The 13,161-nt window shown below is 34.7% G+C and carries 10 protein-coding genes and 1 tRNA gene; 6 read left to right on the forward strand and 5 right to left on the reverse strand.

Features of this window, described 5'->3' with window-relative positions; genetic code table 11:
- Positions 1–216 precede the first annotated feature (216 nt).
- Positions 217–4,413, reverse strand: a complete 4,197-nt coding sequence (locus MKY26_RS14055; protein WP_341097885.1) for a S8 family serine peptidase — start codon at positions 4,411–4,413, stop codon at positions 217–219.
- Positions 4,414–4,807: 394 nt separating this feature from the next.
- Positions 4,808–5,083 carry a hypothetical protein gene (locus MKY26_RS14060; RefSeq protein ID WP_095371899.1) on the reverse strand — a complete coding sequence of 92 codons (276 nt, stop codon included), beginning with the start codon at positions 5,081–5,083 and terminating at the stop codon, positions 4,808–4,810.
- Between the two features lie 190 nt (positions 5,084–5,273).
- On the opposite strand from MKY26_RS14060, the gene MKY26_RS14065 reads away from it, so the two are divergent.
- The 4 genes from MKY26_RS14065 (at position 5,274) to MKY26_RS14080 (ending at position 8,259) form a co-directional block, all read left to right on the forward strand.
- The gene (locus MKY26_RS14065) at positions 5,274–5,726 is read left to right on the forward strand and encodes a hypothetical protein (RefSeq protein ID WP_095371898.1); all 453 of its coding nucleotides are present in this window, start codon (positions 5,274–5,276) and stop codon (positions 5,724–5,726) included.
- A gap of 200 nt (positions 5,727–5,926) precedes the next feature.
- Positions 5,927–6,181, forward strand: coding sequence for a YueH family protein (locus MKY26_RS14070; RefSeq protein ID WP_095371897.1), 255 nt, complete (start codon positions 5,927–5,929; stop codon positions 6,179–6,181).
- A 644-nt stretch (positions 6,182–6,825) separates the two neighbouring features.
- Positions 6,826–7,683, forward strand: a complete 858-nt coding sequence (locus MKY26_RS14075) for a manganese catalase family protein (protein WP_307317816.1) — start codon at positions 6,826–6,828, stop codon at positions 7,681–7,683.
- A 108-nt stretch (positions 7,684–7,791) separates the two neighbouring features.
- Positions 7,792–8,259, forward strand: a complete 468-nt coding sequence (locus MKY26_RS14080; RefSeq protein ID WP_341052162.1) for a hypothetical protein — start codon at positions 7,792–7,794, stop codon at positions 8,257–8,259.
- Between the two features lie 441 nt (positions 8,260–8,700).
- Here MKY26_RS14080 and MKY26_RS14085 read toward each other — a convergent pair.
- Positions 8,701–8,772 (reverse strand) — tRNA-Arg (locus MKY26_RS14085).
- A gap of 162 nt (positions 8,773–8,934) precedes the next feature.
- Positions 8,935–9,486, reverse strand: a complete 552-nt coding sequence (locus tag MKY26_RS14090; RefSeq protein ID WP_341057541.1) for an NUMOD4 domain-containing protein — start codon at positions 9,484–9,486, stop codon at positions 8,935–8,937.
- 216 nt (positions 9,487–9,702) lie between these two features.
- Between MKY26_RS14090 and MKY26_RS14095 the strand changes: the two genes are divergently transcribed.
- The gene (locus MKY26_RS14095; RefSeq protein WP_341057545.1) at positions 9,703–10,554 is read left to right on the forward strand and encodes a hypothetical protein; all 852 of its coding nucleotides are present in this window, start codon (positions 9,703–9,705) and stop codon (positions 10,552–10,554) included.
- Positions 10,555–10,955: 401 nt separating this feature from the next.
- Here MKY26_RS14095 and MKY26_RS14100 read toward each other — a convergent pair whose 3' ends face one another.
- Positions 10,956–11,843: a tyrosine-type recombinase/integrase gene (locus MKY26_RS14100; RefSeq protein WP_341057547.1), complete on the reverse strand. Its 888-nt coding sequence runs from the start codon at positions 11,841–11,843 to the stop codon at positions 10,956–10,958.
- 565 nt (positions 11,844–12,408) lie between these two features.
- On the opposite strand from MKY26_RS14100, the gene clpP reads away from it, so the two are divergent.
- The gene (gene clpP / locus MKY26_RS14105; RefSeq protein ID WP_095371895.1) at positions 12,409–13,008 is read left to right on the forward strand and encodes an ATP-dependent Clp endopeptidase proteolytic subunit ClpP; all 600 of its coding nucleotides are present in this window, start codon (positions 12,409–12,411) and stop codon (positions 13,006–13,008) included.
- Positions 13,009–13,161 lie beyond the last annotated feature (153 nt).

Below are 13,161 nucleotides of genomic sequence, written 5' to 3' on the forward strand. Positions count from 1 at the left end.
AAACTAGGAGGACCATGTTTTATACGGTAGAGTAAACCATGAAACTTTTTTCGAAAAAAATAACCTAATAAGGGGCAAAACAGAAACGATTAAGCGGCCTTAGCCCTAAAGAATATAGAGCTAAAGCCGCTTTATTATTTCCACTGACTATTTAACAGGGGGCAGTTCAATTAGTTCGTATCGATAGGATTCGTATCTATCTGTCGTAAGCTATAACTATTCAATTGGTGTTAAACCAATTAATCGAAGGAAATATTCAAGGTCTTTGTTACCGATTTTTTCTTTTGGTTGTTTCGATTCAGCATCAGGACCTTTCGTTAAGAAATTCTTTTCTGTTATTCTTATGTCTAATTCATCGACAATTCCGTCTTGATTAATATCTTCTTTCTTCTTCGAGGTATCTTCATCTCCATATGCATCAACAATTTTTCGAATGTCTTTTATATCAATGACCTTATCGCCATTCACATCACCGGCTAATCCTAGTTTTGGACGGATGGTTTGATGTTGACCAAAGAGTTCGCCATCGATTTTCTTACCAGGCACAAAAGTTGTGGCGCTCTTTAGGTGGCCTGGTGCTTCAATAACTAACGTATAATCCTGACTGCTCGCTGGAATTCCTTTTACAGTGAATTGTCCATGATCATCCAGCGTACCTTTATAATTCTTACCTGAACGTGTTTGAGCATACACTTTAATACCTAAATCGTTTGCTTCTCCAACGCGGTTAAAATATCCTTCCTCACTATTAAAAGCTTCTAAGTTCACTGAGCCTGCAACAGTCGTATGTTTAGAAATCACATCAAATGAATCGACACTATAATAAGGAATATCAACTTGTTGCTCGTCTTTTGGTGTATACTTTCCATTTACTACTTCAAAGCTACTTGTTTTACCATAATAAGCATCATCTTTCAACTTAAATGTCACATCAATTAATGGCATATCCCCATCTAGCCCATCAAAAGCTTTTCCAGATAGAGCACTACTTAATGTAACCGTACTATTCCAAATATCACTTTTTTCTACTACCGGTTTAGCTAAATCCACTTTAATGCCCTTTTGTTTTGTGTATTGCTCTATCTCTTTCGTCAAATTTGCCTTTTTGAAATCATATAAGTCATGTTGGAAACTCACTTGCCATTCCCCTGACATCATATCTTGAACATTGTTTAGCGAAAGAGTCATTGTAATATTGTCTTTTTTCTTTATCGCTTCCTTATCATAACTAGCGGAAACATATGGAGTTCCTTCCTTCACAAAAATATAGTTCTCCATCTTAACAGCTGTCGCTAAATCGGAAGTGGCTAACCGTAAATATAACTCTTGATTTTCAATATCACTTTTTTCAATGCCAAATTTCACATTTCCTTCTGCATCAATCGGGAATGTCCTTGCAAAATAAGCGTATTTAGAAGTGTCAAAATACATCGTATTAGATGATTGATCATACGGTAAACCTTTTTCATTTAATAGTCCGATTGTTTCATCTTCTACTTTACCATGAACATAAAATGCCTCTTCCCCATCCTCGACTGTAAACATCGAGTCATTCAGTTCATACACACCGGGCTCGTGATCCCACTCAATCTCAGGTGCGGTATTGTCAATGATTGCTGGTGCGTCAACTGTATACGTTTTTCCACTTTCATCCTTCGCTAGAATGACTATTTCATAGTCTCCCTCTGGTAATTTTACGTATTCTTCAGCAATTGGCTGATTAGGGTCTTTCGTAAATGGCAACATTGCTCCTGTAAACATATACAGCAAGAAATATTCTCGATCTGGCATCATATTCTCAGCATTTAACGAACCAATATATCCGAGTGCCTCACCTGACTGACTATCTTTCACGATCACGTCGATGCTTTCCATTGGACTTTTCAAAGTAAATAATCCGTTAATAATTGGATAGTAGTTTTGCCAAAACCCAACATCATTCGCTAGTGTTGGTCGATCCGTTTCAAAAGAATCAATTCCTTTATCTGTAACAAAGATGGAAAAAGGAATTTGATATTTCTCTTGGGCATCCGCTTGATTATTTATACGAATATAGCCTTCATATGCACCCGGCTTCGCATTCGCTGGTACATTGATGGTGGCGTTTAGCGTTTTTTCTTTCCCTTTACCGACTGTAACAGACTTCTTCGTTTTTAAAGTGACCTTATTTTCTTTTGCATTTTCAACCCCATCAATCGATTGATTAAACTCTACTGTAAGGTCATAAGATTTTTTCTTACCGCTATTTTTGATCACAATATCTTTAGAGTGGTTAATCGCTTCACCATCATCACGTAAATAATCCCTACCAAATGCTATAGAAGCTGTCTCTTCATCTATAACAACGGTACCTTCTCCCTCCATCATTTCCGTTTCATCAAGTACTTTAATTGTCGTTTCAGCATGTACAGATGCATAGGCATTGATTCTTCCTGCTCCAACTTCATTCACTGAATAATCGCCATTCAGGTCGACTGAGTTATTCATCAATACTTCCTTCACTTCGAAAGGGTCATAAGCTTCATTTTCTTGAAGAATCAATGCTGCTACACCTGCTACATGAGGTGTTGCCATCGACGTTCCTTGCATTCTAGCATAGGCATTGTCATATGCGACTCCTTCTTCAGGACTATTGATATACTCTGGAATCGTCGAAAATATCGCTACCCCTGGCGCCACAACGTCTGGTTTAATATCATAGTTTCCATTCACCGGACCTCTTGAACTAAAGTCAGCTAAATGATCTCCCTCTGTTGTCGTTTCATCAAGATTTGTTAAAGTGATTTTATTGACTCCACTCGCTTTCAATTTCTCTCCATCTTCTTTTGACAGGCGGAAAGATGGGAGATATTCACTTCCTTCTCCCAAGTAGGATGGGATTTGCCCTTCTTCATTGTTATAGATAATAACAGCTATTGCTCCTGCATCTTTCGCATGTTTAATTTTCTCATCAAAGGTCAAAGTGCCTCTTTCAATTAATGCGATTTTCCCTTTCACATCTAACCCTTGGAAATCCGTCTCTTGGCCAATCCCAGCTTCAACAATCGGTAACTCTTTACCTTCTAATAATGCCAACTTATCAGAAAAATTCTTCGCTAGTAACATTAAGGATAGTTTTTGGCCTTTAACGGTTACATCTAAAGTCGGGATACTCATATCGGAGTCACTTGCCCCTACAGTAATACCTAAAGCAGCTGTACCAGGTGAACCGAGTGTTTTTTCATCTGGACCTGCATTTCCTGCAGCCACTACCGCAACAACCCCAGAAAGCATCGCTTGGTTTATCGCAATAGAGGTCGGGTCTAGTGGGTCATTGACAGAAGTTCCGAGTGATAAATTCATTACATCCATTTCATCTGCAACTGCTTTATCAATACCAGCCATAACATCTTCGTTACTTCCAGATCCGTATGGACCTAGCACTCTATAATTATATAAGTCAACTTCTGGTGCTACCCCAGTTACAGCATAATCTACAGTGTTATCAGGGTTTGCTGCTATCGTTCCTGATACGTGAGTGCCATGAGATGTATAATAAGTCGCTCCACCGTATTCTTCAGGATACCCTTCTCCATTTTCAACCCAATCTTCATAGGTTGTTTCCATTGGGTCAGCATCATTATCAACAAAATCCCAGCCTTTAACTGAAGATGGCTCTACCTCAGCAGGATTCTCGCCATCGGTATAGCGATATCCTTTATAAGCATCCATTAAATCAGGATGGTTATAATCAATTCCTGTATCGATTACACCGACTTTAATGCCTTCTCCCTTAATCTTTTCATCATTCAATTGATCAACCCCAATTTGAGGTACACTATCAGCCATTTTCGGACTAACCTTCTCATCTTCACTAGGTATATCTAATTTGATTTCTTTGTTACTCCATATTCTTTTTACTTCATCAGAGGCAAGTAATGATTGAACAGCCGTACCAGGTAAAGTCATTGATACCCCATTAAAAGCGTGTTTGTATTCATGAATGATCTCAAGCTTATTGGCATCAAACTTATCAATAGATTTTTTCTTTTTCATTGAGGATATAAATGTTGAAAAGGATTTATGAGAAGCCTCAACTTGCTGTTCTGCATTAGTAACCGCTTTTTGCTTACCTAATAAAAGTTGCTGTTTAACAGCCACTTTTGCTGGAAGTGTTTTAAATTCAACAATAACAGAAACTAATTCTGCACTATCCTGCTTAATATCTGGAGAAATTGTAAATGTTGGTGACGCATTTAATTCATTCAAAGTCGCTCTTTCTTCTTTGGATAAACCACTGAGCATAGATTCAATCTGTTTCATATTGAACTGATCATTCTCAGCTGCCATTGAATGACTAGGTACACTGAACGAAAATATCATACCAGCAGCCATCGTCAACGTAAGTAACGGCTTTAGCTTTTTAAACTTCATAACTCCACCCCTATTTTTTGAAAATTTATTATTTTTATAATTTAATGATAGGTTGTGAAGTTATTACTTGTAAATTGGGGTAATATTTTTAGGTACTTCGGTACAAAAAAGCGAAGAATTTGTCGAAAAAAGAAAACAAACGGACCATTTTCGGTTATTTTTTTGCGGCTCCTTGCGTTTTTTAGTGAGATGTTTGACGGAATTACCCCAACAAAAAAAAACACATCTAACTTGAGATATGCTAGTTCTAGTTTTTATGAAGATGTATACATGAGAATTGCTAAAGACAGCTGAAAAGGAACAGTTTCAGCTTTACTATAACTTTCCGGCGCTAAATGGCTGTATGATTGTTTTTTGTTTTCTAGTACTTATCTTATTAAGATTATTTTGTGCTTTATATTGAGTTATATCTTTCAATCGCTTCTACAATCAATTTATTTCCTTTTTCCACTTCCTCCTTTGAAAGAGCATTATCTTTTTTTGCTTCAATTAAATTGAATTTCATACTTTCAATTGCGACTAATGATGTCATTTTTTTGTATTGGTTTTTGGAGTATCCGAGGTTTAAGTAATCAATTAACTCTGGAACACCATCTAGTGTAGGAATATATTCAAACAAATTTTCTTCATATCTATCAGGAAGTTGAATACTTAATAATTTTTCTCTCATACAATCACCTCTTTTTAAATTTTTAATTATAAAATTTAGAAACCTATTTTTATTGTTTGCAGAACAAATTATTCGAGAATTTTTCTCATCTCAACTCATTTAAGGGTTCCCGCGATTCCCGACTTTTTATGCATAGACTAAGGTGTTATCGGTAAGAGTATAATTATCTACTTATTGGAGGTATAGTTGAATGTTTACCCATATTTTCTTGTGGACTATGTTGATTCTACCTTGGTTCTTTCTCCTTTTTTTAGATACTAAAAGGGTAAAGTCCTTCATTCCCGGTGGATTAGTAAGTGCCCTGCTTTTAACAATAGTATTTCAACTATATCAAAGATATCATCTAGTTGAAGTTGTGCAAACCATTTTCCCATTAACTAATACAACTCCTTTTGTCTACGGCTTATACATAGTCTTACCTACTATATTTCTATACTTTACATTTGGTAACTTTTGGATTTATATAACAATTAATACAATTAGCGATGCAGTCTTTTCTTTTGGTATCATGAACCTTTATGAATATTTCGGGATTTATAAAATGGATGATTCTATCCATATCATCATTTTTATCACTTGTATTATTTGTGCTTCACTCATTTACTTATTTCAAAAGTGGCAGTATATTGATCCATACAAATGAGAAGTTAATCAAGGTTTATAGAGCCCATCGGCTCTTCTTTTATTTATTCATTTGAAGAAGTTAACGATTTCCATTATTGTAGACTTTTTCCCTAGAGCCTTTAGTCTCCTTTTCAGTGTTTCTAATAGATATTGCTTTCTTTGTCTCCATTTCATTTATATAATACTTTTAATAAATGGAGAAGTTGAGGTGTAGAATAGATGAAATATCTTCAAGAAAAAATGCATTTATTAGGAGAAAGACACTCAAATGTATACATAATTAAAACTCCAGAAGAAAAATATATTGTCTCTATTCCTGATCTCCATTGGTCAGCACAAATAGGCTGTTTAGAGGAATTCCAACAAAAAGTGGAATACCTCAATGATTCACTCTCATTTCACCTTTATGAAGGCAATTCATACGAGCTAGCCTATAGACTGTCCAAGCTTACTGAATTAAACATATTTCGTTAACCTTCGTATAAAAATTTATCAATTAAATACACTAAGTAGAAAATTGTCTGTAGGTGATTATTTTCTTCTATTCAAATGAAATATTCGGCATGCTCATTTTCGGGGGATTACTAGCCCCAACTTCATTATTCCTTTTTAAAAAAATTCATTATGGCATAGTTATAGCAGCCATGTACATAAATATCTTTGTTGTAATGTTTCTCTTCAGCGTTCTTATAGATTTATAAATGAATTTTTTAACCTTTTTGATGAAACATCATTATTTAATCCAGCATTAAAATGATTGCACATAAAATATAATGGTTACATTGGTTTGCCAACCAATGATCTCTTCAAAGAGTGCATCCCTCACGCTCGCTGTTCTTTTCTTTACTCATCCTTTCTGCATGATAAAATCGCATAATAAGAGTAGTTTCATCGGAATTTCATTTAAAGAAGAGTCAATGCATGACTCTTCTTTTTTGTTCACATTTTGTGTTTTTTTTGGTTAGTTTTTTAAAAAATGTGGGCTAAATCCTTAATTTCACAAAGAAAGATTTCTCCGCAGATGCGCTTTTTAAATGGATAAATGGATAAAACGATTTTTTTAACACAAAATAGATTTATTATTAGAATTTACAACTCAAAAACGGAGGAATACATTAATGTATTTTTACAAAGAAGATTTAATTAATATGATTGTTCCTGATAAACCAGATCCACATGCAGCCAAGGTGCTTCAAGAAGCGCTAGGTGGACAATTTGGAGAAATACGTACAATGATGCAATATTCATTTCAAAGTGCCAACTTCAGAGGAAAAGCAAAAAAATATCGAGACCTATTAAGAGGGGTATTTATAGAAGAGCTTAGTCATATAGAATTAGTACAATCGACAATAAATCAACTTTTAAATGGTGCTGGTGGTTCTAGCCCAGGTAACCAAGCATTTGATAATGCTCCGTTAGATGATGTTATTCAAGATGGCGCAAATCCCCATCATTTCATTATAGGTGCTAAAGCATCCTTACCAGTTGATGCAGGAGGTAACCCTTGGAATGGTTCCTGGGTTTATGACCACGGTAACTTAGTAGCAAATTTAATCAATAATGTTTCTTTAGAATCAACTGGTGTACTTCAAAAATCAAGAATTTATGAGATGAGCAGTAATAAAACTCTAAGAGAAACAGTAGCTTTTCTTATGGTTAGAGATAATGCGCATCAAAATGCTTTTGCAAAGGCATTAGAAACATTAGGAGTTGATTGGGGAAAAGTCTTCCCTGTTCCTAACTACGACTTGAATAAATATCCTGAATGTAAGAAATATGTTGATATGGGCTTTCACAACGCTCAATTTAATTTCCGTTTAGATGATACACTTATTGGGGAAGTATTCACTGGAACAACACCTAGTAGAAATGGTGGGGACCTTTCAGTGACTGAACCACCTAAAGGGTTTCCCGTGCCAACAATGCCGGATATGCCAAATGAACATGCACCAGGTTTATATGATTTAGATAATTAGGGCCTTTTAGGCTCTATTTATTTGTTTTCGATAATTTCGTTCAAAACACTAAACCTGTATAAATTAGTTAACACCCACATAATCTAAAGGAAAATAGAGGTGAAGTGAATGCTTGCTAATTTTTTTAGAATATTTAATGCAATTGTATTATGGGCAATCGTTATTATTTTTCTACCTAAAAATTCGTTTAAAAGATTTTTACCAGTGACATTATTTTGCTCACTTCTTTTACTCATTGTCGAAATGTTAAGTCCAATATTTAATTGGTGGAAAGTAAAAGGTGGTTATAAATTTATATTATTTGATGCATTAGCATTTATTTTAGGACCATTCTTCACGATAAATTTATGGGTGTTTCACTTTACTTATGGCAAATTCCCCTTATATGCTACTATTAATTTAATTATGGATGTTATTTTTGCCTATCTCTTAACTCCTCTTTTCGAAAAGATTGGGCACTTTAAACTCAAAAAATTCACACGAACTGGAATACTTATCCTTTACTATTTCCTTGCTCTTTTGAATTATGGCTTCCAAAAATACATTGAAAAACCGGTAGAACCAATGGAAAATTAAGGATTTAGTATAAGGCTATTGCACACTTTTTCATCGTAGCTTAAATAATTAGTTATTACATGATTGTATTTTATTTAGATAAACATGCCATGGGGCTCTTTCCCTTTTGACCATCTTTTTTCTGGTAGTTAGCTTATGTATAACTTCATTCTTTAACTTTGAGAATTGCTCCTGAGATTGGTGACTTCTAGAAAACATATTGTAATGACTCTTAAACTTTCCTTTCCTTCAATTATCTTTTTTTCACCTCAAATATTAAAACTAACCTTCTTTTAAGCATTAGCGATAATCTATATGTAGGAATATTAAGAATAATTAAGGGATAATCGATTTATGAACTTCCGATTAGGGTAAATAAAATAGGAGATTTTTAACTTCGTCGGACAAAAGTCGAACTAAAATTAAAAATCTCCCATCATTTCTTATATTTTAAACATGTAGCGCCCTCGGAGGGAATCGAACCCCCATTTTAAGAACCGGAATCTTACGTGCTATCCGTTGCACCACGAGGGCAAGGTATGGAATTAAACCTTAATATATCAATATTCATGCCGGTATTGCTTATTTCCACTTCGTGATATTTACCACAAATACGAACCTTCGACTTTAATAATAGTACATGAAGGTAAAATACTTGTCAACGAAGTTAATGCCTTATACAAGCGAAAGATTAAGCTATATCACACCCCTCCAAGTTTTATAATTTACAATCTTTGATATAGCATTTTGACTTACTCCGTATTGTTTACTCAATGCCCTCGTGCCAAATTCTCTATCCTTTGGGATATAATTTTCCCTGATGTAACGAATTTGCATTTCTGATAGCTTGGCATTAATGTTCTCTTCGCCCTTTAACAATGACGAATTTATTAATCCAGTTTCGTGCGCATGCTTAATATTTTCGCTAATGGTATTCCACTCAAGGTTAGATACTTTGTTATTCTTTTTGTTTCCGTCTTTATGATTTACTTGCGGTTTGTTATTCGAATTAGGTATAAATGCTTGAGCAACTACCCTATGTACAAGTACTGTTTTTCTCTTTCCACCTTTAGTCAAGTCGACTTTTTCATATCCCTTTGAATCAGTTCTTACCATCAATACCTTTTCTTTAACTTTAATAAGCAAACCGTCTTTTCGCTCTCTATACCGCCCTAAGCTCTTGACTCGCCCTATGTTTGATACCTGATACAAACCTTCAAATCCTGTAACGTTCTTCCAGATTTCCAATCCGATAAGCCTCCAATAATTGTAATAAGCAAATGTTATAAATTATCGGAGAGGACTTCTAGGAAACCTTTCGCTATATTTTGAAAATCCCCCACCCATATATAAAAAAAATCCCCCAAAAGAATGACCCAGAATTAACCCAATATATGACCACTGAACATGATACAATAAAATGTAGATTACAAGTAATATTCTCCAAAAAGGATGTGTGAAATTATGGCCAGTGTCGATTCAAAGCGAACGTTTAGACGTTCTAAAGAAGACATTTTTGTTGTGCATGAATATAAGACGGAAATTCTAATAGAAGATTATTTTGAGCCATTGAAAAAAGCAAGACTGTCTCATTATCGATTGTCAGAAATTCAAGATTACATAAACGAAACAGGAAATATAGAAAACGGAAATTGGAATTATTTATTACAAAAGAAAAAATGGTGTGAGGACAAATACAAAGCATTAGAGAAAAAAATAGGTATTATAAAAGAGGAAACAAAAAAATACGAAGAATTTGTTCCCATTCAGAAATCAATGACCATTGATGAAACCATTGATATAACTAAGGATTATTTACTAGTTAATGCTGATATGGAAGAACTCATTGAAAAAATGCTCACAAAAATTTCAATTGACCAAAAACGAAATATAAACGATAATCTTGGAAAATTGGACGATGAACTATCACAAATGCAATTCCACAGATACCTTAATACCCAAAAAATATACCAATTGAACAACGTTCACACCGATTGGGATAAACAAGTTACTTATATTATTACTACAAAAAATAATAAATTTCAGGCAGCAATAAAAGCTATCCCAAAAGAAAGCAGAATGTTGAAAGTTAAGGACTATGAATTTAGAATACAAAAACTTTATGAAGAAATAGCCGTGCTAGATTCAACAACTTGGAAAATTAATGAAGCGTTTATTTCAAACGAAAAAATAAAGCAAATAGATGAAAATAACAAAGTTCAGCACAAAATAGAAAGAAAGTTATTTTGGTTGACAACTATCACACTCGGCTTTGTAATTATACAAACAGTTATCGGATATTTAAGTCTACAATAGAAAGCGCCAGTCGTTTATTAGCGACTGTCGTTTTCTTTTATTTGAATGATTCCTCGATTTATTTAAAACAGAAGAAAATGTTTAATTGGGAGTGCTACACTGATATTAAGTTTTCAGCGAAAAGAAACGTAAACGTGCCCCGCGTTTTCCCTTCTCCCTAATCTTATTCAGGTGCCATTCCTGCTGCCTCCTCTCTCGATTACACAACACTCTAATACATTAAGAACGTATACATATTAACTTGTTCGTTCTATACAATAATGCCTCGGCCAAGGAATAAGCAAAAGGTTGTTGTGCTATCATTTAATTACAGATGATTGATTGAGCATTTATTAAATGAATTCAAAAAAGACTTTCTCTAATAATTGAGAAGGTCTTTAAAAAGATAATTCAGTTATTTCTTAGACTTCATCAAAACCTTCCTCAATGGCATTTTCCAAATCCTTTCCGTATATTTCAACATAACGTTTTAATATTTCTAATGATTGATGTCCTGTTAAGCGCTGTAATATAAACAAGTTTGTTCCAGCTTCAACTTTTAATCTGCAAAACGTCCGCCTGAAAGCATGAGGAGAGACAGCAACTTCATTATCCACTCCGGATTTTCTTCCGTGAATTTTTAATCTATCCTGAATCTGACGAGCGCATATCGGTTCATCCTCAACTGTTATAAATAAAGAATCAGTATTTAATGATCCACGTTCAATAATATAAGCTTTCAGAACAGCTCGCAAACGCCTTGTAAGTGGGATTCTACGAGCATAACGATTCTTTGCTCGCTGGACTATTACTTCACCTTTTCCATCAAAGGAAACGTCCTGAATACGTAGTGCTTGAAGTTCTGTTAATCGCATACCAGTGTGTGCAAATGTCAACATTAACGTCATATCGCGTAAACCAATGAATGTTGTGGTATCAGGGGTTTCCAACAACCTATTTAATTGTCTTTTAGTGAAAGTCGGACCTACCTCATGTCTTTTTCTTAGCTGTGAGACACCGTTGAAAGGGTTGGAGTTCACGTATTCTTTTCGTAAACAAAACTCAAAAAATGTTCGTCCTGCTCTTAATCGAGAATTAATTGGACTTACTGCTCTATTTAATGATTGCTGATACTCGATGAAATCTTCTATATCACTGGTCTTAATCTTACGAATATCTGATAGCGGCACATCAATTTCTGTAAAAGCTCGCTTGATTTGCTTTAATTCTTTGTCGTAAAACTTTTCTGTATGACTGGATAAACCTTTAATTCTGCAATGCTTCAAAAACTCTGTGATAGCATTCTGCATATTTGAATTTAGCTGAATTCCTTCACGTTTAAATGAATTGAGAGTTTGTTTAGCAATTGGACTAGTGATGAAACTTCTACGTTTAGAAATCGGAATCCCTCCTCTTCATATGAGTCAGAGGTTCGTGTTATTATTGCGTGGTATTCATGTTTGGAGTGTACCCTGAAAATTGGACATAAAAAATACCACAATCATTTATATACGAAGTGGTTTTCATGAATTAATTAATATTAGAATAAGTTTATTTCCAAAGTGCTATCCGTTGCACCACGAGGGCATTTTTTATTATGTAGGAACACGTTTTTCTTGGTGTTACGAATATTAATTATATGGGAAAAACCCTTTATATGCAAGCATTCGTTGTTTAAAAGCAAAAATATGTGGGTATCATGGATACGAGGAAATCAACTTAGAAAAAAATGTCGAATAATTCTCTTGAAATAATCAAGCGATTCGTTTGACCTTAATTGACCAACCATGTATGATGAAACTACATACATTTACCAATGGCGAGGTATAAAATACCTTTCCAAAACTTTTTTGACCTTTAAAGGAGGAATTGGAAATGAACTTAATCCCTACAGTAATCGAACAAACAAACCGAGGGGAACGCGCTTATGACATTTACTCTCGCCTATTAAAAGATCGCATTATCATGTTAGGCAGTGCGATTGACGATAATGTGGCAAACTCAATCGTGGCTCAGCTATTATTCTTAGAAGCAGATAATCCTGAAAAGGACATCACGCTTTATATTAATAGCCCAGGTGGAAGTATCACTGCTGGTATGGCTATCTATGATACGATGCAATACATCAAACCAAATGTTTCAACAATCTGTACTGGTATGGCTGCATCAATGGGTGCATTCTTACTAGCAGCTGGTGAAAAAGGGAAACGTTTTGCGCTTCCAAACAGTGAAGTCATGATTCACCAACCACTAGGTGGCGCTCAAGGGCAAGCAACTGAAATCGAGATTGCTGCTAAACGCATCCTATTCTTACGTGAAAAATTGAACCAAATTCTAGCTGAACGCACTGGTCAACCTTTAGATGTTATTTCTAAAGACACAGATCGTGATAACTTCATGACTGCAGAAAGAGCACTAGAATATGGTCTTATCGACAAAATCATTACAAACAATACACCAGAAGAGAAAAAATAAGCATCACAAATAACAAAAGCCATCAGCATTTCATTTGCTGATGGCTTTTTGTTTGCTATGAATTAATAGTTGTTAGATTGACTGGGAGGTGAACGAAAAACGGTGAGATAAAAAAAGTAGAAATAGGGTGATTTGTAGAGTGGCAATTTCGCA

Origin of the sequence: Cytobacillus sp. FSL R7-0680, assembly GCF_038009245.1 — a bacterium.
In the GTDB taxonomy this organism is placed as follows: domain Bacteria; phylum Bacillota; class Bacilli; order Bacillales; family Cytobacillaceae; genus Cytobacillus; species Cytobacillus kochii.